This window comes from Kordiimonas marina, assembly GCF_023006325.1.
GTDB lineage: Bacteria > Pseudomonadota > Alphaproteobacteria > Sphingomonadales > Kordiimonadaceae > Kordiimonas > Kordiimonas marina.
In genome coordinates this window covers 286,108-305,641 of sequence record NZ_JAINDF010000005.1, presented here as the reverse complement: position 1 = coordinate 305,641, position 19,534 = coordinate 286,108, and the positions used below count along the sequence as shown (strand labels likewise).

Here is a 19,534-nt window from a genome sequence, read left to right as displayed (position 1 = left end):
GCCTCCTGATTGTTTGATTACAAAGTAATTTAGATCCCCGATGTGCCACATGTTGACGCCAAAAGGCCAACATTTTCCTTATTTTCCGTATAAAGATTGGTCGAAACCCCTTGAGGGACTCGAGAAGCCTGGCCTCACATATTTTCGAATACGAATTATATCCCTTCATGAGCCTGCCTCTCATGCGGTCACAGAGGCCACGCAAAGAAAAGCGCGACGGTTTGATGCCGTCGCGCTTTTTCATCATTCACTGTGTACTTGTTGTAGGGCGACACATAAGGTGAGATTCAAATCCTAGGGTTTCCGCCATTTTCGATTTGTCCGTGACCCATTAATTGAGACTGCGTGACACAATTAATGGGATTATCCGACCCTTTTGACACATAAAATGGGATTATCTTTCAGGTCTGGGTCGCGAATGAACAAACGGCGGAAAAACTCGCGTTATGAAGCAGCCGTTTCAATATCCAATCAATCGAAAATGGACTTTCCTTATTGGTCGAGGGATCTCCGCGATTTGGCCTGGCTAACGACAACATTCTCTAGAAGAGCGGCGCTTGAGCGTAACGGTGAAGAAGGAACAATCGTGCCGGTCGGTCGCGATCAAGTGGGTCAGCCGTTGGTGCCAGGGAGACATGCCCGGTTCAGACCTACTATCTTCGGGCGGCGCAGAGCACCGTCTGGCACCTGCTAGATCGTCATAGCATGATCTTCAGAAACAGCGCATGCAAGCGAGCAAAAGCGACCTGATGTGCTGAGACGCCGTCGCGCCAGCAGAATGCAAAACCTACTTTGCCACTGCCAGATATAGCTGCGAATGAGTGGAAAATGCTCTAGGTCTCAACAATTCAATGCGCCTGACCTCTCAGCGAGGAATGTTCCATACCCTTATAATCTGGTTCAGAGTTCCAAGCCTTGACAGCTTTTTTGCTATCATAAAAAATAAATTTAAAGTTGTTATCTACTAAGAAGCAGCGCATAGAAGTTATCGTCTTTCAAGGGAACATACATTTCATGCTAGGCGCTTTTTCAACGATCTGCTTCTTTCGGCAGTCTGTTGCTCAGCGAGACAAAGGCCATCCCGGCACGGACCCGTGACCGGCGTTCAAAACCCACATTCGTGTGCCATGCTGGCGATAAGTCCCTGTGTGGACAGGTGTTGTGTGGGGCGGTGCAGATGTGACTGCCGTTTCGTTCCGCCCCAAAAAAAAAGACATGAGTGACCGGGGTTCCCGGTCACTCCTGATAGGGCCAGCGGCATAGCTTGCCGCCCGGTCGGGGCCATTGCTTTGCTGTTTGGAGTTCCACAGAACCCTCTATTTCAACCAAAAGGATATTCTGATGAAAAAATATCTTTCCATGCACACTGCGGCCCTTGCGACCGCTACGGCGCTGGGTTTGCTTCTGTCATCGCCGGCGGCGCTGGCAACGACTTATACCGTTTCACCGGCCAGTGGCGACAATACGCAGAATGTGCAAAACAAGCTTAGCCAGCTCCATAGCGGTGACATACTGCAACTTGGCAGCGGCACCTTCAATTTCACCAGCCTGAGCGCCAGCAATCCGCTGTTCAATCTCAAATCCGCGAGCGGCATCACCATCGAAGGCGCCGTTGACGCCAATACCGGCAAGCCGACCACAACTCTGGTAATAGGCGACAATTATTCGAACGTGTTCGCGCTGACCTACGCGTCGAACATCACCATCAAGAATTTCATCGTCCGGCGTTCGACGGTGCCCTTTACCGAAGGCGTGGTGCAGAGTGTGAACGAGAGCACTCATACAGTAACTGTCACGAAAAAAAGTGGTTTTGCTGATTTTACCAACAGCCTGTTTACCAACACCAAGACTTCGACAGCCGACCCCTTTGCGCCAGAAGGCAATTTCACCCAGAGCAATTCCCGCTCGCGTATCAAACCCAAGACGGATCAGAAATATGATGTAGTCTCTGTCAGCAAAAATTCTGATGGGGTGGACTATGATGTCACTGTCGCGGGCGGCGATCTTAGCAACGTGGTCAACGGGGATGGATTCATCCTGCGCAAGCGCACGCCAGCTAACATTGTCAATATATTCAAGTCCCACACAGTGACAATTCAGAACATGATTTCAGAAGATGCTCCCGGTATTCTGGTGGCCGGGACCCACAATTCAAACGTGACCGTCGACAATCTGGATACCCAACTGAATCCCTACGAATGGACCGCCGGGAACGCCGATGGCATCAACCTTGGCGCAACACGCAATCTTCAGGGCGCCACGGGGCATGCTGTAGTGATCATGAACTGCGATATGGATGCGTTGGGGGACGATTTCGTCAACCTGCATGGCCTGCGTATGATGATCGACTCAAAGATAGACAATACCCATTTCACCATCAAGCCGGATCAGGTGGATATCGAGCCCAACGATCAGGTTACCCTGTTCAGACCATCAACAGGTGGACTCATTGCGCAGCGAAATGTCTCGGCTTTCGGAACAGGCACCAATGTCGTGACTCTGAGCGCATCGATTACCAACGCGTTCGGCGCTGGCGATCTACTGTTCGATGAAAATGCGATGGATAATAGCTTCCTGATCCATGACAACCACTTTACCCATGGGCGCCGCAATGGCCTTTTCGTCCGCGGCAACAATGGCGAAATTTATAATAATACATTCGAACAATTGGGAGCGTCCGGGGTTCATACCGAAAGCAGCGGCGATTTCTTCGAGGCCTACCGGTTGGCGAACACCAGCATACATGACAACACATTTCGGGATAACAACCTGGCCAACAGCACGCGTCACGGCATGATTCTGGTCACGATCGGCGGTCCTCAGGCCTGGAAGGCCAATACCGGCCTGAAAATTTACCACAATACCTTCACGTCCTATCAGGGCGCCGCGGTTTGGCTTGAAGCGGTTGACGGTGCCACCATCGGCAATACCGACGCGACAAAAGAAAATACCATCGAGAGCCTGACATCGAGCTTCTTCTACCCGAAAAATTATATGTTCCGGCTGAACAATCATGCCAACGTCGATATACAGTACAATAAGGTGACCGACGGTCGGACGCCCAACGCCTGTATATATTCCACGCCCGCTGGCAGCAATTATACCAACAGTGCCAATCTGCCAACCTTCCCGCCCTGCACAGCGGGGTAATCCGCATACTAAAACCTGGGGACCGGCTGCGGCCGGTGCCCCACCGCTATCCGCGCACGCCGCTGTCGCCGGTCAGGCGCAGCCGATCAGGCCGACGACCGGCAGAACCAGTTCCCAGCCACCCTTTTCGCGTAGGCGCCAGGTGCCGCCGGTGACCACAACGCCATCGCTGAGGCCAGGGCGCGTTTGGGCGCTGTAGGAGACGGTCAGGCTCAGGTGGTCGGTTTCATAATGCAGGTCGGAAAACAGGCCGAGCATGGAGGTTCCGGTGGCCGCCACCAAGGGCAGCTTCACCGGTTTGCCGTCATACATGATGGTGCCGGTGGGCGTGCTGTTGTCGGCGAAAAATACCAGCGAGCGGTTGGGGATGTTGGCCCACAGGAACAGGCCGCAGCTGTGCGGCGGCACCTTCTGGCCCGGCAGGCTGCCCAAATGGGCCCACAGGCTGGCCTCGTCCTCCCGATGCGCGGGAGCTTGCGCGGGTTTGCGGACCGCGGCGGCCTGGTGCGCCGACGGCGGCGGCGCGCCCACGCAGCCGGCCAGCAGGCCGCACACCAGAAGGGTCAATGTCCGATATCTGATCATGATCGCTCTATCCCGCTTAGACTTTTATCTGCAATTGGGCCTGTATGGTCGGCTTGCCAGGCTCGGCGGTAATGTCAGCAACACTCACGGCAACCCCATGGCGTTTCTTGAGGTTGCTCAGCCAATCGAACAGGCGCTGCGGCTCGACTCCATCGAGCCAGACGGTCACGGTTGTCTCGTCGCGGGCCTCAAGCCGGCTGAGCACGATCCCGGCCTTGCCAGCACTGTTGTTCAAGAGCGCGGTCAGCGCTGGCGCATCGGCGACCGGCTCGGGCGCCGCCGTCGCCAGCAACCGGAGCGCATGCACCACGGTGTCATGGACCAGCCCGGCTTCATAGCTGGCTGCTGCCAGGTTGCGGCCGGCGTCCCGATAATAGAACATGGCCGGCTGGAACAGGGCCAGAAAAACGAAAACCACGACCACGGCGCTGGCAAGGCCACCGAGGATCATCTGCTCATGGCGCGGGCGGGACCGCCAGTTTTCCAGCATGGCATCGACAGGTATCATCGGACCGGCTCCAGGGTGAGGGTTGTCTGAAACACTTGGCCTGCCTGCCGTGACGACTGGTTGACCAGGGTAAGCTGGCCGGTGGCCTTCAGCTGTTTTTCCAGATGCTCGGCGGTGGTGAGGCTATCGACCTGCAGCTGAACCGTGAGCTGGCTTTGGCGGCCATCATAATGAAGCTGGCGGATTGAGGCGCTGGCTTCGGCGGCGGTGACGGCAAACAGCGTATGGGAGAGGGCCAGAAATTGGTTCTGGTCGTGGCCTTCAAGCTCGCGCAGTTTGGCACGCAGATAGCTCAGGCTGGTTGCCCGCGGAAACACGGTGTGCATCTCGGCGTGCGAGGCTCCATCGACTGCCACTGCCTGCCGGTTGAGCTGCCAGCCGGCGGCAAAGATAGCAAAAACCGTCAGCAGCACCGCGCTCGCGGTCAGGAGGCCGATGCGCTTGCGGTTGCGGCGCGGCACCTGCCAGTGGCCGCGGCGGCGAAAGGCACCGGAGATGAAATTGATGCTGCTGTAGCGGTCCAGTGCCGGCGCCAGCAACAGCGCAAAGGCGTCCCTGTCCGGCCCTGGCCGAGTATCGACCTGGCCCGCCTGTCCCCACGCCGCGCCGATATCACCACCATACCAGAGCAGCTTTTGTGCCGTTGCCGGCACCAGCTCGGCCAGCGCACGGGGCGCTACCGCCCGGTCAACCGCAGCGCCACGGCCGTCAGCGGTGGCAATCAGCAGGACGTCCGGCAATTCGATCCCGCAGACGTCGGCGTCATCGGTCGGCAACAGCATATAGTCGGCCAGTGCCAGGTCCGGCTCGATGCCGGCCGCTTGCAGGCCGGCGATCAGAAGGGCGAAATAGCTATGGTCGACCACGGCGACCAGGGTGTCGTCCCCCTGTTTGGCGCCGACGGCACAATGGGGCCGGGACTCCGGGCTCGCCAGCCGGTCGATCATCAGCTGGGGCAGAGCGGCCAGCACCTGCGGGGTAATGCGGCGCGGCAGGGGCAGGGCGTGGCACGCGACATTGACCCCGGCGAGTATCAGAGCGCTGCGGCTCACATCGGCGTGGTCGGCCATTGCCGGCAGGCCGGCGCCTGAGCGCAGCACGATCGGGGTCGCGGTTTCCACCACCGCCCAGTAATCGATCTGCGGCGTGTCGGCGGCCGCAAACAATAGCAGGTGCAGGCTCATCACTCTTCTCCAATCCGACGCCACAACAGATGCGCCTGCGCATCTTTCGCCTTGCTATAGGCACTCTCGGCCACCAGCTGAATATCGCCCTGGGTTACCGTGGTGTGCAACAAAAAATAGTGCGGCTTCACTGTCAACAAGGCCTTGTCTTCCTCCTTGATACCGATCGAGGCCAGGTCGGGCGTTTTCCAAAGATCCTTGATGTCGGCAAACCCTTCTGCCGGACGCGCGTTCAGGATCACCTCGACCGGGTCCTGGGCCGGGCTGGCATCGAACACGGCATCGACCAGCCGCGCGTCGGCCCTGGTGAGGCTGTTGATGTCCAGAACCAGTGGCGTTGCGGCGGGTAGAGTGCAGACAAACGGCTGGAGCCGGTTATAGAGGCTGGCATCATAGCCCTTGATGCTTTTGAGTTCGCTGACGTCGTCCAGCCGCGTGTTGCCGGTGCGGTAAGGGATGGCGAGGCCGGAATATTCATAATCCTCGGCGCCGCCGGGCCTGAGTTCGGTATCGCTGTCGATCCAATCCTCGAGAGCGGCGATCAGATCGGCCGCGCGCTCCGGCGAGACCCCAAGCCCGCTCAGCAGGCGCCCATAGAGGCGCGTGGCCTGGGCAGACGGCTGCTCCTTGCCGTCCTTGGTCGCGATCAGGCTGTTGAGGTTGAAACAGTTGGACAGCGGCACCAGGCGCGCGATCAGCTGCATGCCATCAAGGCTGTAATTTTGCTTAATGGGTTGAAAGGTAACGGCTTTTTTGTCCTTGTTGACAGCTGCCAACTGGGCTTGCGCCCAAGGTTCCATGTCCAGCGCATACCAGCGTTCCTGGTCATAGGTGCCGGCGTTGGTGCTGAGGCGTAGCGAGAAACGCACCTCTTCCATCAGGCCGACAGCGATGATCGCCATGATCGCGACCGTCATCATCACCACGATCAGGATCACGCCCTGCTCGTTGCGCAGCCTGTGCAGACAGTGTTTCATGATGCTGGCTCCGCTTTGGTGGCGCCGGTATGGATCATGAACAATTGCTCGAGCGTGCCGACCTTGCTGCCGATCAGGGTGAGGGCGATGGCAGCGGGCGTGCTGCCGCTGCCGTCGCTATTGTCGAAATGGCTAACCCACTGGTCCTTGACCAGGAAGCGGATATCGACGGCCTTGAGCCCGGTCAGCAGAATCTGGCGATTGGGGACGGTTTTGCCGGTCGGGTCCAGCCTGGCATCGGCTTCGCGGATCAGTTGGCCGGCCTCGAAGCGATACCGGACATATTCGAGCGCCGGGCGGGCGCCACTGGCGATCGGGCCGGAAAGGCCCCGGGTGAAGGCCAGGAAGACACTGTTGCTGTGGGTGATGCCGCCGGCAAAGGCCGCACGGTTGCTGCCATAGGGGCCGCGGGTCGGCCGGTCCACCAGCTGCAGCATGTCATCCTTGACCAGGCTATGGGCCATCTGCAGCGCCTGAACCGCGGCGGTGTGGTCATCGATCCGGTCGCGGCTGACCAGCGCCTGGTGCAAGAAGGTGACACTGGCGACCCCGATCAGCGCCGAGATGAACAGGGCGACCAGCAGTTCCACCAGGGTGAAGCCGGCGTCTGAGCTGTGGGCGTTACGAACCATGCGCCGATTCCAGACTGCTGAGGCTGTAGACGGTCCGGCCGTCGCGGGCCTTGGCGACGTCGATGGTGATCTTGGTGAAGGGGCTGTTGGCGACCGGCACCTGCGCGCGCCGCCAGTACCAGGTCTGGCCCATCAGGGTCTGGGTGCCGGTGTTGGCGGTAGGTGCCGCCTTGGCGTCGACGGTATGCTCGACCATCAGGTTTTCGGCAACTATCTGTGCCCCGAACCGGTCCTCGAGCGCCGTAGCCGCGCGCGCGCTTTCGCCCTCGGCATTCAGCAGGGCAACGGCGGCAATCGAGAAGACGGCTAGGGCGACCACCGCTTCCACCAGCGAAAAGCCGGCGCAGGCGTCGGCATCCTCGGCCGGGCGCAAATGGGAGGGACGATCGCTCATCGCCCGATCACCATATGGCCGGCGCCGTCGCCGCGGATATGCAGGAGGGCCTGGTCGCGCGCGAGCGTCAGGTCGAACGGGACGGCTTCGCCGATCGCCGAAAAAACCAGCGCCGGCCGCGGGCGTGCGCGGTGGTCATGCCGGTCGCGCTCAAGGCGCAGGTACACGCCACCGACGGCCAGCGACACATCGGTATCCTCGGGCCAGGTGAGGCTGGTGCGGTCAGGGACCAGACTGTAGGGCTGCCAGCGGCCGCGGCGATAGCGCAGGAACCGATAGCCGCTATCGCTGACCTGCAGCCCGACCGACTGGCCCTCAAGGACCGCGCTCCGGCGCGCCGCCGCCAGGCGGCCGACCAGGCGTGTTGCGTCATCCTCAAGCGAGGCGCGATGCGGCATCAGGGTAAACATGACCATACCGGTCATCAAGCCGACGATGACAATCACCACCATCACCTCGATCAGGGTGAAACCCTCATCGACCCGCCAGCTGGTCCGTTTCTGGCTATTTTTGCCAGTTAGTGACATCCGCATCCAGTCCTTTGCCGCCAACGCGGCCATCGGCGCCGAGTGAGAAGATATCGAAGGTGCCATGCTCGCCCGGATAGGCATATTGGTAGGGATGGCCCCACGGGTCGTTGGGCAGGCGCTTGATATAGCCTTCCTTGCGATAGAGATCGGGGTTCTTGAGATTGTCCGGCATTTTCACCAGCGCCTGCAGGCCCTGGTCGACGGTCGGGTAGGCTTTGTTGTCGAGGCGGTAGAGCTCGACCGCCTGCTCCAGCATATGGATGTCGGCGTGGGCCTTTTCGACCATCGCCTTGTCCTGGCTCGGCAGCACGTTGATGACCACGATCGTGGTCAGGAGGCCGATGATAACAATCACCACCATCAGCTCGATCAGGGTGAAGCCATCTTCGTTGACGAGGTGCGGCCACCTGCTCTTGAGACAGCTTTTGAAACAGGTTTTCATCTTGGCAAACATGGTCGAGGGCTCCTTTATGTTCCGACCAGTGAATTGAGCTGCAGAATGGGCAACATGATCGACAGCACGATGGAGGCGACAATGCCGCCCATCAGGATAATGATCGCCGGCTCCATGACGCTGAGGGCCAGGGCGATCAGGGTTTCGAACTCGCTTTCCAGATAATCCGCCGCTTTATCGAGCATGGTATCGAGCTCGCCGGTATTTTCCCCGGCAACCGCCATATAGATCACCATTGGCGGCAGGGCGCCGGTGCCTTTGAGGGCGGTTGACAGGCTCGCCCCTTCCTGAACCTTCATGGACATGTCGTCGACCGCGGCCCGAAGGACAGTGTTGGTGACGGTTTTCCGGGCCGCGCGCAGGCCCTCCAGAACCGGCACGCCACTGGCCAGCAGGGTTGCCAGCGTCCGGGCCAACCGGGCGGCGTTGCGGCCGCGGATGACCGAGCTGAGACCGGGCAGGCGCAAGAGGCTCCGGTCGACAAGGCTTCGAAAGCGTTCAATCTTCAGTGCCCTCGAAAAGCCGAACACCGCCAGGACCACCGCCAGGACCATATAGAGGCCATAGGCCTGGAAGGCGTGGGACACGACGATCACGATCCGGGTCAACAGCGGCAGCTGCTGCTTGAAGCTGGCAAACTGGTCCACCACCTTGGGCACGACAAAGGTCATCAGCAGGGCGACCACGGCGATGGCGGCGACCGCAAGGCAGGTGGGATAAATCAGCGCCATCTGGATCTTGGCGCGGATCTGGTGGCTGCGTTCCTGATAGTCGGCGAGGCGGTTGAGGGTTGGGGCGAGGGCGCCTGACTGCTCGCCCGCCGCGACAATCGCCAGATAGAGCGGGCCGAACGCCCGGCTGCTGCTGGCCAGGGCGTCCGAGAGCTTGTGGCCTTCGGCGACATGGGCGCGCGCCGCCAGGATCACCCGTTTCAGGCTCGGCTTTTCGGTCTGCTGGCCGATCGCCGCCAGGGCATCCTCTACCGGTGCCGACGCGCCGATCATGGTGGCGAGCTGGCGGGTCAGCAGGGTGATGTCGCGGTGCGAGGCGCCGGCGGTCGGGCGCACTTTTCCTGCGGCCGCGGCCTCGACAAGCCGCACGGGAATATAGCCTTTTTGGGCCAGCTGGCGCCGGGCGGCCACCTCATGGTCGTTGGAAATATAGCCTTTCTTAAGATTGCCGCTCTGGTCGAGGGCTTCATATTCAAAGGTCTGCATCCGCGTCTCCCTCGCTGAAGGTGCAGACCCTGAGGACTTCCTCAAGGGTAGTCAGGCCAGCGGCCACCAGTTTCAGGCCGCTGCGTTCAAGCGTGTCGGCATGGGCGTAGGCGTGGCGCGCCATATCCTGTTCGCTGGCGCTGTCATGGATCATCTGGCGGAGTCGGCCATCGACCACCACCAGGTCATAGACCCCGATCCGGCCAAGATAGCCGCTGCCCCGGCAATGCGGGCACCCGACCGGCTTGCAGACATGGGCGTCGTCGTTAGCGGCGAGGCCGAGCAGGGTCCTGGTCCGGCTGTCCGGCGTGGCCGGGGCCTTGCAATGGTGGCACAGGGTGCGGACTAGGCGCTGCGCCAGGATCGCTTTTACCGAACTGGCGAGCAGGAAAGGCGGAATACCCATGTTGCACAGCCGGGTGATCGCCCCGAGTGCGCTGTTGGTATGGACCGTGGTCAGCACAAGGTGTCCGGTCAGGCTGGCCTGGACCGCGATTTCCGCCGTTTCATGGTCGCGGACTTCGCCGACCATCACGGTATCCGGGTCCTGGCGCAGGATCGCGCGCAGGCCAGCTGCGAAGGACATGCCGACCTTGGCGTTGACCTGGGTCTGCCCGACCCCCTCGAGCGCATATTCAACCGGATCCTCGATGGTCAGGATATTGCGCTTGCGGTCGTTGAGGCTGGAGAGGCCGGCATAGAGCGTGGTGGTTTTGCCGGAGCCGGTCGGGCCGGTCACCAGGATAATGCCGTTGGGCTGCAGCAAGGCCTCGTTGAAATGCACCAGCATCGCCGGCGGCATGCCGAGATCCGAAATGTCGTAATGGGTCTGTTCGCGGTCGAGCAGCCTGAGCACGACCCGCTCGCCATGCTGCGAGGGCAGCAGGGAAACCCGGATATCGACGTAACGACCGCCGATCGACAGTGAGATGCGGCCGTCCTGCGGGACCCGCTTTTCGGCGATATCGAGCCGGGCCATGACCTTGATCCGGGACGCCAGCATCGCGGCCAGCTTGATCGGCAGGCTGTGGATTTCCTGCAGGACGCCGTCAATCCGCAGCCGGATCGACAAGGTGGTTTCGAAGGGCTCGATATGAATGTCCGAGCCGCGCAATTTCACCGCTTCGGCAATCAGGCCGTTGACGAAACGGATCGCCGGAGCACTGTTATGGCTGGCCAGCAGGTCGGCGGTTTCCGGGATATCCTCGAGCAAACTGTCAATACTGTCCTGGCGGTCGAAATCCTCCGCAACCTCGCGGGAGGACATGGCGGCCAGGGCATAGATTTCCGAAAGATGGCGGTCGAAATCGCCGCGTTCCAGCTGTTCCAGCACCAGGGGCCGCGCCAGCGTGCGCCGGGCCTCGACCAGCGCGGTCATTTTCACCTCGGCGAGATGCCCGATGCGTGCGCTGTCGCCCAGGTCGAGGACGACCAGGCCATTATCCTTGGCAAATTTATAGCTCAGACCTACAGTCATTGCCCTAACCCCACCCTCTGTCCTACTTGTGCCCGGGATCCTGTTTCGGCGGCTGGGCCCCGATCACCTGTTCAAGCATCTGGTCGAGCGCCGGATCGGCATCTTTGCTGTGGACGCTTTGCTCTTCGCGCATCAGGTTATATTTGCGCGCGGTGACCTCGCCCATCTGGCGGGCGCTCTTGATAATGATCGGCCGCAGGAACACCATCAGATTGGTCTTGTCATCGGATGTGGTCTTGTGGCGGAACAGCTGGCCGATCCCGGGAATGTCGCCCAGCAGCGGGATCTTGTTGATCGTCGACTGCTGGTTTCGCTCGATCAGGCCGCCGAGGACGATAATCTCGCCATCGTCCGCCATCACCGTGGTTTCGATTTCGCGTTTGTTGGTGATCAACTCGCTTTGATCCGGGCTGACCGGCCCAGCAATGCTCGACACTTCCTGCTTGATATAGAGCTTGATGTGCTGCCCCATGCTGATTTGCGGCCGGACCTCAAGCTTGATGCCGACATCGCGCCGCTCGATGGTGCGGAACGGATTGGTGTTGGAGCTGCCCAGCGCCTCACCGGTGGTCACCGGAATTTCCTGGCCGACAATCAGTTTGGCCGGTTCATTGTCGAGGGTCATCACCGACGGCGTCGACAGGATGTTGGAGCCCATATCCTTGTCGAGCGCGCTCAGGATCACCCCGAACAGATTGCCGTTGGCGGCCTTGCTGATCAGGCCGCCCAGGGCACCATAATGGTCGAACAGATGGTTGAAGGCATCCACGCGCGACGGGTCAAGGCCATCGCTGTTGGTGGTGTCGCTGCCGATGACCGCGGCGCCGGCAGCCTGCAGGATGCTGGCCGCCGAATTGGAATAGCTGGCGGCAGTGAAGGGCATGGTTGAGCCCGTGGTGTTGGTGAAGACATATTGCAGGCCCAGCTCCTTGGCGGCCCGGTTGGAAACCTCAACGATGATGGCTTCGACCAGCACGCTGGCGCGCGGGATATCGAGCTTGTCGATGACGTCCCTGACCGCGGCCTGGACCTCTGGCGGCCCGCTGATCACGATGGCATTGGTTGCCTTGTGGAACGAAACCGTGGTGCCCATCGCCGGATGTTTGCCTTTGCTCTGGCTCGGGTCCGCGCCACTTTTGCCCTCGACCGACCGGCTGACCTGTTCAAGCACCGGCATCAGTTGTTCGGCGTCGGCATATTTGAGATAGATGACCTGGATCGCGCCCTTGTCGGCATTGCGGGCGTCGATGGTTTTGATCAGGCCTTCGGCCTTGTCAACCGCCTGTTTGTCGCCCTTGAGCAGCAACATGTTGCTGGCGGCCACCGGAACAACGGTCAGGTGCAGGTGGCGGCGGTTGTCGTTCTGGTTGGTGCCGCGCAGGTCCTTGATCGCGTCGGCCATATCGTCCGGCGACATATTCTTGAGCGAGATCATGCGGGTAACCGACTGGTCGTGATCGAGCTTTTCAATGATCCTGCGGATGCGCGCCATATTGCTGGCATAGTCGACCACGATCAGGAGCGACGCATCGGGATGGGCAATCACCCGGCCCGACTTGTTGACCAGCGGCTTGATAATGTTGGCAGCCAGCTCAGGGTCAACCGAATGGATACGGATGATATCGGTCTCTATGCGGTCTCCAGTAACTTTTCCAGTTGCAAATCCCTGCATCTGCGCGGCAGTGTCTTCGGGGATGATCTTGTAGGCCCCGTTGAGGGTTGGCATCGCCGTATAGCCATAGACCTGAAGCGTCGAAAGGAAGATGTCGAAGATCTGGTCACTGGGCAGTTCTTCGTGCGAGATGATGGTCACATTGCCGTTGACCCGCGGGTCAATGATGAAGGTCCGGCCACTAATCCGCGCAACGTCATCAATGACGGCACGAATGTCGGCATCGCGGAAATTGAGCGTCTGGTCGTCGGCCAAGGCAAACCCCGAGCCACCGTCGATGATCAAGGCAAGAAAACCAATGAAAAAATAACCTCCCAAGCGGCGTAATTTCACCGCCTTCACTCCCAACCTTATCACCTTTTTACCCCCTGAAACCCGGAACTATCCGTTGCGGGCTAATCGTTTGTCGACGGTTCAGCTTTCTGACAATCCAAGAACAGTCGCTCCTGTTTGCCGCCGCGCGATATTAAAATATAATTATTGTAAATCCCGATGACACGGACGCCAGGCGTCAGCTCATCGCCGACCCGATAGGGCGTTTCCTGGCCATCGGGTGTTTTAATAATGGCACTACTACTACCATCGCTGGCAACCCGCAGGCCATGAAGCGACACATCCAGGGACGTTTCCGTCACTGCTAGCTGAGTGCCGGGATCGGCTGACGCTATCGATCGGCCAAAGAGTTGCGTGGTGGCCAGCATGTCGAATCGGAGCGGACCATCGCGGCTGTCACCTGTGTCGATCGGGCGCGCTTTTGCCACACCCTCTTCCTGCTGTGGCGGCCATAGACCAGTGGATATCGAGCAGCCAATATTTATGGCCACAGCGCACAGCAACAGCCCGAGCGCAATCTCTATCGCCCGCGCCAATTGCGCACCGCGCTTTTCCTGTGGTCGGTTGACCTCCCCCATCTCATGCCTCATTGCGCCGATATACTCATAAGTGACATAACTCGCTCCATAGCGAAAAGCCAGCCTAGGGTTGACTTTTTCAATTTGAGTTTTTTAACGTGGAATAATGTCCTGGCGTCGATCATGATAATCGGCATAGCAGGCTATGCGGGATTTTTTATAAATTGATATTGATAAAGAGCGCTGGAACAGCACGAAGCCAGTATCAAGGTCGATAGTGTCGTCCATTCCATTATCATGGTCGCTATCCCGACCCACTTTTGTCGCGGTCGCCTGCGCGCCACTATGGTTCCTGGGTACCATACCCCTATTGCCATCGCTGGCCTTCTTTATCTGCCTCAGCGCCCTCGGGCTTTATGATTGGCGCTATTTTCGCCTGCCAAATCTATTGACCTTCACGCTAGCGGTGAGCGGCCTGATGGCGCCCTGGTTCATGCCTTCGGCAGATAGCCGCACCCACCTGATAGGTGGCGTGGCCGGGCTGGCGCTATTCCCGCTGATCAACCTCGGGTACCGACGGCTGCGCAAACGCAACGGGGTTGGCTTCGGCGATGCCAAGCTGTTGGCTGGTATCGGCCTGTGGCTAGGCTGGCCTGCACTGCCATATGTCCTGCTGTTGGCGTCGCTAACGGGCCTTGGGTTCGCCATCCTGGCCCACAAACCAGCAGCGCAGGCACTCGGCAGTGTCCGCCTGCCATTCGGCTCGTTTCTCTGCTTGGCGGCTTGGCTTATCTGGGTGCATGGTCCCATCTATTGAACGACGTTAGACGCGTTCGATATCCGCTACCTGGCAAGGGGATTGTCCCGAGGCAAGCGGGACCAGCTCGTTGCCGAGATGGCCTTCGGCGCCACCTTCTTCTGAAACTATTGGATCATTCTAGAGAAAGTCGGTGGCATCGGCTTTTCCATTGCGAAAGATGCGCACTCACTGGGCCTGCATTCGATCGGGGTCGCTGAGTTTGAGAAAGACAGGCCTGAAGCGCTGCATATTCTCCTGAAGCCCGAGCTTTCCGCCCAACCCGACCGTCAACCCTGGTCAATCAGGGATGTAATGCAGCAAGGCATTTCCGATATCGCGACTTTCTGACGGAAGGCCGACTTCCTGCAGCTGCAGATACCTTAAATTCCCGCTTTGCCCGCTGGCAAGACCTCATGCGGCATGGGATCGGACGGCCACAGCGTTCAGGCGGGAAAATCGTGCATTAGCCGCGGGAAACGCACCCACGCTCCCGCAATAAAATTACGAAATCGCGCTCAAGCCCGCAGAAAGCAAGGATTTCGAATCCCACTTTATGTGTCACGGAATCCCACTAATTGCGTCAAAAATCTCACTTTATGTGTCAGCCTACATGTTGTCGGCTGACACATAAAGTGAGATTGAGCACCACAGATTTCTGCCATTTCCGCAATTCCGATGACGCAATAATTAAGACTGCGTGACACAATTAACGGGATAATCCGACGTTTGTGACACATAAAATGGGATTATCCGCCAGATCCCTGTTCCAGCTGAAATCCACACACCTCTGACAATGAAAGATGCCATTTTGGCGGATCATTTGAAAACATCCATCGGGACAATTTAGTCGGTTTGTAGGCACCAATAAAGTCAAGGCAATGCCTAAGCAACCAGATTGCTTAGTTGTAATAAAGCAACTCGTTTCGTATAAGTGTGGGGTTAGTGAGTTGGGGGAACTTCGTTTTGGGGGCAAACACCGATTTCGGTGGGTATTTAGTTGAGCGTGGCCTTTTGGCCGACGCCGCGTGGGCGCGTGTGCAGGATGTATTGCAGGAGGCGCGCCAAGGATTAGCTGCAACGCTAACCGGCCTTGGTCTACTATCTGAAAAAGATTTGGCTGCCGCCCTTGGCAAACATTACTGCCTTCCCCACGCAGAACCTCAAGACTGGCCCCTTGAGCCTCTTAGCATAGCGGACATCAACCCCACCTTTCTTTCGCACTATCATATCTTGCCCACGACTGACGCCGGGGACACAATCGAGGCAATCCTCGGCGATCCGACAAACGATTACGCCGTAAAGGCTTTATCCTTCGCCACTGGCAAGCCTGTTAGGCCTAAGATCGCAACATTGCGTGAGGTCGAAACCGCCATCAACCGGCTCTATTTCGGCGATGCAGGCCCAAGCGATGAGCTCAGTGAAGTTGAAGACCTAGCCAACGACGTTGACCGGCTTAAAGAGCTGGCTGCAGATGCCCCCGTCATCCGCTTCGTCGACCGCATGATCGATGATGCCCTCTCAAAACGTGCATCGGACATTCATGTGGAGCCGATCGACGGGCGTCTGCAAATCCGCTTCCGGGTTGATGGCATCCTTATTGAAATGAATGGTCCAAGCCGGGACATGACAGCAGCCGTCATATCTCGACTGAAGATCATGTCTGGCTTGGATATCGCAGAGCGCCGCCTCCCCCAGGATGGGCGGATGCGGGTGCGGGCTCACGGCAAGGAAATTGATTTTCGGGTATCGACCGCACCGACAGCTCAAGGCGAGGCTGTCGTCCTCCGTCTTCTGGACCGGGGTGCCGTGGTTCTCAATTTCGATGCCCTGGGCTTCGATGACATAGTGAAAAAACCGTTCCGGTCAGCCTTGCGCCAACCCGACGGTATTGTCCTTGTCACTGGACCGACGGGTTCCGGTAAAACCACGACCCTCTACACAGGCCTTTCTGAACTGAACCAGCCTGAAAATAAAATCCTGACTGTGGAAGACCCGGTCGAGTATGTGATTGAGGGCCTAGGGCAGGTACAAGTCGACAATCGGATCGGCAGAACGTTTGCCGGTACATTGCGGACATTCCTGCGTCAGGACCCTGACATCATCATGGTTGGCGAAATCCGGGACGAGGAAACTGCGGGCATTGCCATCCAGGCTTCCCTGACAGGTCACCTGGTGTTGTCCACGCTTCATACCAATAGTGCTGCTGCAGCCATTGCCCGGCTGGTCGATATGGGCGTTGAAGACTATCTGCTTGCCTCCACATTGCGGGTGGTCATGGCCCAGCGCCTGGTGAGAACTCTGTGCGAAAACTGCAAAGAACAACACACACCCGAGCCTGAACTCCTTCAAGACCTCGGATTAGACTCGGAGGCTGGTCCGTTCTTTGCGGCAAAAGGCTGTGATGCCTGTCATGGGTCCGGCTATCTCGGGCGAACCATGATAGCCGAGATTCTTGTGATCGACCGCGCCATGGAAAAAGCGATCATCGAACGGAAAACCGGCGCCGAGTTAGAGGACCTGGCGCGGCAGAACGGAATGCGTACCCTTTTCGAACACGGTATCCAGAAGGTCAGTGAGGGCAACACATCGCTCACGGAAGTCCTCCGTGTCACACGGGAGCGAAACTGATGCCGGACTTTTGTTATCGCGTTCTCGATCATGACGGGGAAATCCAGACAGGTACAGTTGTCGCCAAAGATGTCGCCGCGGCGTCTGCAGAGCTATATCGCATGGGATTCACACCCCTCGATATTTCCGCGGAAAAGCCAACATTCTTGATGCGACTGAATGAACCGATCGCTTTCTTCTCAGAACCTTCGCAAAGGGATATTCAGGCGTTTTTGAGGGACTTGGGGCGCCTTCTCAATGCCGGTCTTTCTATGGATGAATCACTCAAACTTCTGCACGGAATGCAAAATAAGGAGCTGTTCGCCCGTGCCGTCGAACTAATGAGGGAGAAGGTCCGTCAAGGGGAAAGCCTTGCTTCTGCAATGTCTGGATATAAGAAATATTTCAACGTTCAGGTCGTTGCTTCTGTCCAGGCGGGGGAATTTTCAGGAACGCTCGCAAATGCCCTTGAAAGTGTCGCCGCCTCTATGGATGTCGCCCTTTCCTTCAAAGAACAAGTCAGGGGTGCCTTAATCTACCCTGCGATCCTGATGGTTATGGTTTGCGGAACATTCACGCTGGTGATGACATTCGTACTACCTAAGTTTGCGCCTCTTTTTGCCGGACATGAAGACAAGTTGCCCTGGGTCACCCGCTTCGTTCTGTCTCTGTCCAGGCTTGTTAATGAACATGGATATGTCCTTGGAGGCCTATTGGCTTTTGTCGCCCTGTGGCTCGTGGCCGTCCTTCGTGATGAAAATGCAAAGGCCAAGCTATTGAAGGGACTATGTAACGTACCTGGGATCAAATCCTGGTTGCTTACACCCGACATCATTCGCTTCATCCGTACACTGGGCGTTTGCACCGGAAGCGGGGTCGCGTTAGACAAGGCTCTATCTATGGCCGCCGATGCAGTGCGGATGCCTCATCTCACTCAGGAGCTTGCGCTTGTCCGCGGGGCGGTCAGACGGGGCAGCCTCCTGTCACAGGCTTTCGCAAAGATTGAATGGATACCCCCACTTGTTCTACAGTTCGTTCGCGTAGGGGAGCAGTCAGGCCGCTTGGGGCAGATGCTGGAAGAGTCCGCAAATATTGCAGCGCAGGACTATGAAAGCAAACTGGAGAAGGCGTTGGAGGTATTGTCGCCCTTACTCACACTGTTAATGGGCGGCATTGTTTCAATGCTCGTGGGGTCAGTATTATTGGGGATTATGAGCATAAATGATTTCGCTACTTAGCAAGCAGCGCTTGAAGGCGCTAGCACAGGAAGAAGACGGCTATACGCTACTGGAACTCCTAGTCGTATTGGTCATCATTACGCTTATCATTGGTATCGCAGGGCCGATGGTGCTGAGGCAATTCGGCAAAGCCAAATCCGACACAGCCCGGGCAGAAGTCAGCCGGCTAGCCACGGATTTAGAGTTTTTCCGTGTCGATGTTGGCCGTTTTCCCACCCAACAGGAAGGCCTAAACAGCTTGCTCGTTCAGCCTGATGGGGTAACGACGTGGCAAGGGCCATATTTGCCAAAAGCATCACAGCTCAACGACCCTTGGGGACGTCCTTATTTATATACCCTCTCTGCTGATGGCCAAACAGTCACCGTTTCCAGTTTAGGCGCCGATGGTGCTGTTGGTGGATCCGGGGAAAACCAGGATGTTTCAAACCAAGACTAACCGGTCAGAAGCCGGTTATACCTTGCTGGAACTTATGGTGGTCCTGGCAATCATCAGCATGGTCGTGACAGCCGCGCCTGTCATCTATGAGCGTCTGATCCCTTCCTATCGCACCCGGCAATTCGCCAATGACCTGGCAGACAGCCTGCGGGCTATGCGGGAAACGGCCCGGCGTGAGGGAAAAGTGACACAGCTTTCGTTCGACCCCAAAGATGGATTGCTCAGTTCTGGTTCTATTCAGCTGAACATCCCCTCCGGCACATCGGCTGAGTATGTACCGGACCCAACAGCACAAAGTGCGGGCTCTAGCAGTTTAATGTTTTTCCCAACTGGCGCTTCAACCGGTGGCACCGTGAAGGTGCAACGAAATAACTTGTTGGTCTTGGTCAAGGTTGACTGGATTTCTGGTGCTGTGGAGGTGAAACAGTGAGTGCCTTAACACATTGCCAAAAGTCGGGTGAAGCGGGATTTACCCTCCTGGAAGTGGTTATTGCCACGGCAATCATGGCCTTGGCATTTGGCACCCTATACCCGATTTTCGCATCCATCCCATCTCACTTGGCCCGAAGCCAGGATAGGGAGGCGATCGTTGCCTATGGCGAGAGCGTTATGCAGCAGCAGATTCTACTCCACAACTGGAGTGCTCTGCCAGCCAGTGGAACGGAGGGAGAGTGGCAATGGGAAGCCTCCGAAGTCCCACTGACAGGGCTGCCAAAAGAGTCTATCCCTGGCAGACCTCTTCACCTCAGAGTGACAGTAACGGACACAAAACATAAGAATGCTTCCGTCTCCCTCGATCAAATTCTTTGGGTGCAGGAGTAAC

General features: G+C 58.1%; 19 protein-coding genes. 7 read left to right on the top strand and 12 right to left on the bottom strand.

The genetic code is table 11. From position 1 onward, the window contains the following. Window positions 1–1,341: 1,341 nt before the first annotated feature. Window positions 1,342–3,150 carry a hypothetical protein gene (locus K6118_RS13225; RefSeq protein ID WP_247120850.1) on the top strand — a complete coding sequence of 603 codons (1,809 nt, stop codon included), beginning with the start codon at window positions 1,342–1,344 and terminating at the stop codon, window positions 3,148–3,150. A 72-nt stretch (window positions 3,151–3,222) separates the two neighbouring features. On the opposite strand, the gene K6118_RS13220 is transcribed toward K6118_RS13225, so the two are convergent. From K6118_RS13220 to K6118_RS13165, 12 genes are all read right to left on the bottom strand, one after another. Beyond that, complete coding sequence (locus tag K6118_RS13220) at window positions 3,223–3,735, bottom strand: hypothetical protein (protein ID WP_247120848.1); 513 nt, start codon at window positions 3,733–3,735, stop codon at window positions 3,223–3,225. 16 nt (window positions 3,736–3,751) lie between these two features. Then, window positions 3,752–4,243 carry a type II secretion system protein GspM gene (gene gspM, locus K6118_RS13215; protein WP_247120847.1) on the bottom strand — a complete coding sequence of 164 codons (492 nt, stop codon included), beginning with the start codon at window positions 4,241–4,243 and terminating at the stop codon, window positions 3,752–3,754. Continuing rightward, window positions 4,240–5,427: a type II secretion system protein GspL gene (gene gspL / locus K6118_RS13210; RefSeq protein ID WP_247120846.1), complete on the bottom strand. Its 1,188-nt coding sequence runs from the start codon at window positions 5,425–5,427 to the stop codon at window positions 4,240–4,242. Before gspL ends, gspM begins: the two co-directional genes overlap by 4 nt. Beyond that, window positions 5,427–6,404: a type II secretion system minor pseudopilin GspK gene (gspK, locus tag K6118_RS13205; RefSeq protein WP_247120844.1), complete on the bottom strand. Its 978-nt coding sequence runs from the start codon at window positions 6,402–6,404 to the stop codon at window positions 5,427–5,429. Before gspK ends, gspL begins: the two co-directional genes overlap by 1 nt. After that, on the bottom strand, window positions 6,401–7,036 hold the full coding sequence (gspJ, locus tag K6118_RS13200) for a type II secretion system minor pseudopilin GspJ (protein WP_247120842.1): 636 nt from the start codon (window positions 7,034–7,036) through the stop codon (window positions 6,401–6,403). The genes gspK and gspJ overlap by 4 nt, the downstream gene beginning before the upstream one ends. Further along, on the bottom strand, window positions 7,026–7,430 hold the full coding sequence (gene gspI / locus K6118_RS13195; protein ID WP_247120841.1) for a type II secretion system minor pseudopilin GspI: 405 nt from the start codon (window positions 7,428–7,430) through the stop codon (window positions 7,026–7,028). Before gspI ends, gspJ begins: the two co-directional genes overlap by 11 nt. Continuing rightward, complete coding sequence (gene gspH, locus K6118_RS13190; protein WP_247120840.1) at window positions 7,427–7,957, bottom strand: type II secretion system minor pseudopilin GspH; 531 nt, start codon at window positions 7,955–7,957, stop codon at window positions 7,427–7,429. Before gspH ends, gspI begins: the two co-directional genes overlap by 4 nt. After that, a complete protein-coding gene (gene gspG / locus K6118_RS13185) occupies window positions 7,935–8,402 on the bottom strand; it encodes a type II secretion system major pseudopilin GspG (RefSeq protein WP_247120946.1) in 468 nt (155 codons plus the stop codon). Before gspG (K6118_RS13185) ends, gspH begins: the two co-directional genes overlap by 23 nt. 26 nt (window positions 8,403–8,428) lie before the next feature. Next, entirely contained in the window at window positions 8,429–9,631 is a 1,203-nt protein-coding gene (gspF, locus tag K6118_RS13180) for a type II secretion system inner membrane protein GspF (RefSeq protein WP_247120838.1), read from the bottom strand. Beyond that, entirely contained in the window at window positions 9,618–11,108 is a 1,491-nt protein-coding gene (gspE, locus tag K6118_RS13175) for a type II secretion system ATPase GspE (RefSeq protein WP_247120837.1), read from the bottom strand. The genes gspF and gspE overlap by 14 nt, the downstream gene beginning before the upstream one ends. Window positions 11,109–11,130: 22 nt before the next feature. Continuing rightward, window positions 11,131–13,113, bottom strand: coding sequence for a type II secretion system secretin GspD (gspD, locus tag K6118_RS13170; RefSeq protein WP_247120836.1), 1,983 nt, complete (start codon window positions 13,111–13,113; stop codon window positions 11,131–11,133). Window positions 13,114–13,175: 62 nt separating this feature from the next. Next, window positions 13,176–13,691 (bottom strand): type II secretion system protein N, encoded by a 516-nt coding sequence (locus K6118_RS13165; protein ID WP_247120835.1) that lies wholly within the window; start codon window positions 13,689–13,691, stop codon window positions 13,176–13,178. Window positions 13,692–14,001: 310 nt separating this feature from the next. Between K6118_RS13165 and K6118_RS13160 the strand changes: the two genes are divergently transcribed. From K6118_RS13160 to K6118_RS17640, 6 genes are all read left to right on the top strand, one after another. Beyond that, window positions 14,002–14,448: a prepilin peptidase gene (locus K6118_RS13160; protein ID WP_247120834.1), complete on the top strand. Its 447-nt coding sequence runs from the start codon at window positions 14,002–14,004 to the stop codon at window positions 14,446–14,448. A 945-nt stretch (window positions 14,449–15,393) separates the two neighbouring features. Continuing rightward, complete coding sequence (locus K6118_RS13155) at window positions 15,394–17,058, top strand: GspE/PulE family protein (RefSeq protein WP_247120833.1); 1,665 nt, start codon at window positions 15,394–15,396, stop codon at window positions 17,056–17,058. Further along, window positions 17,058–18,275 (top strand): type II secretion system F family protein, encoded by a 1,218-nt coding sequence (locus K6118_RS13150; RefSeq protein WP_247120832.1) that lies wholly within the window; start codon window positions 17,058–17,060, stop codon window positions 18,273–18,275. Before K6118_RS13155 ends, K6118_RS13150 begins: the two co-directional genes overlap by 1 nt. After that, on the top strand, window positions 18,259–18,711 hold the full coding sequence (gspG, locus tag K6118_RS13145) for a type II secretion system major pseudopilin GspG (RefSeq protein ID WP_247120831.1): 453 nt from the start codon (window positions 18,259–18,261) through the stop codon (window positions 18,709–18,711). The genes K6118_RS13150 and gspG (K6118_RS13145) overlap by 17 nt, the downstream gene beginning before the upstream one ends. Next, window positions 18,692–19,141 carry a prepilin-type N-terminal cleavage/methylation domain-containing protein gene (locus K6118_RS13140; protein ID WP_247120830.1) on the top strand — a complete coding sequence of 150 codons (450 nt, stop codon included), beginning with the start codon at window positions 18,692–18,694 and terminating at the stop codon, window positions 19,139–19,141. The genes gspG (K6118_RS13145) and K6118_RS13140 overlap by 20 nt, the downstream gene beginning before the upstream one ends. Then, entirely contained in the window at window positions 19,138–19,533 is a 396-nt protein-coding gene (locus K6118_RS17640; RefSeq protein ID WP_425531551.1) for a type II secretion system protein, read from the top strand. Before K6118_RS13140 ends, K6118_RS17640 begins: the two co-directional genes overlap by 4 nt. The last annotated feature ends 1 nt before the right edge of the window (window position 19,534 follow it).

Coding starts and splice junctions, on each gene's coding strand:
- K6118_RS13225 (WP_247120850.1), top strand. CDS start 1,342: ATGAAAAAATATCTTTCCATGCACACTGCGGCCCTTGCGACCGCTACG.
- K6118_RS13220 (WP_247120848.1), bottom strand. CDS start 3,735: ATGATCAGATATCGGACATTGACCCTTCTGGTGTGCGGCCTGCTGGCC.
- gspM (WP_247120847.1), bottom strand. CDS start 4,243: ATGATACCTGTCGATGCCATGCTGGAAAACTGGCGGTCCCGCCCGCGC.
- gspL (WP_247120846.1), bottom strand. CDS start 5,427: ATGAGCCTGCACCTGCTATTGTTTGCGGCCGCCGACACGCCGCAGATC.
- gspK (WP_247120844.1), bottom strand. CDS start 6,404: ATGAAACACTGTCTGCACAGGCTGCGCAACGAGCAGGGCGTGATCCTG.
- gspJ (WP_247120842.1), bottom strand. CDS start 7,036: ATGGTTCGTAACGCCCACAGCTCAGACGCCGGCTTCACCCTGGTGGAA.
- gspI (WP_247120841.1), bottom strand. CDS start 7,430: ATGAGCGATCGTCCCTCCCATTTGCGCCCGGCCGAGGATGCCGACGCC.
- gspH (WP_247120840.1), bottom strand. CDS start 7,957: ATGTCACTAACTGGCAAAAATAGCCAGAAACGGACCAGCTGGCGGGTC.
- gspG (WP_247120946.1), bottom strand. CDS start 8,402: ATGAAAACCTGTTTCAAAAGCTGTCTCAAGAGCAGGTGGCCGCACCTC.
- gspF (WP_247120838.1), bottom strand. CDS start 9,631: ATGCAGACCTTTGAATATGAAGCCCTCGACCAGAGCGGCAATCTTAAG.
- gspE (WP_247120837.1), bottom strand. CDS start 11,108: ATGACTGTAGGTCTGAGCTATAAATTTGCCAAGGATAATGGCCTGGTC.
- K6118_RS13165 (WP_247120835.1), bottom strand. CDS start 13,691: ATGGGGGAGGTCAACCGACCACAGGAAAAGCGCGGTGCGCAATTGGCG.
- K6118_RS13150 (WP_247120832.1), top strand. CDS start 17,058: ATGCCGGACTTTTGTTATCGCGTTCTCGATCATGACGGGGAAATCCAG.
- gspG (WP_247120831.1), top strand. CDS start 18,259: ATGATTTCGCTACTTAGCAAGCAGCGCTTGAAGGCGCTAGCACAGGAA.
- K6118_RS13140 (WP_247120830.1), top strand. CDS start 18,692: ATGTTTCAAACCAAGACTAACCGGTCAGAAGCCGGTTATACCTTGCTG.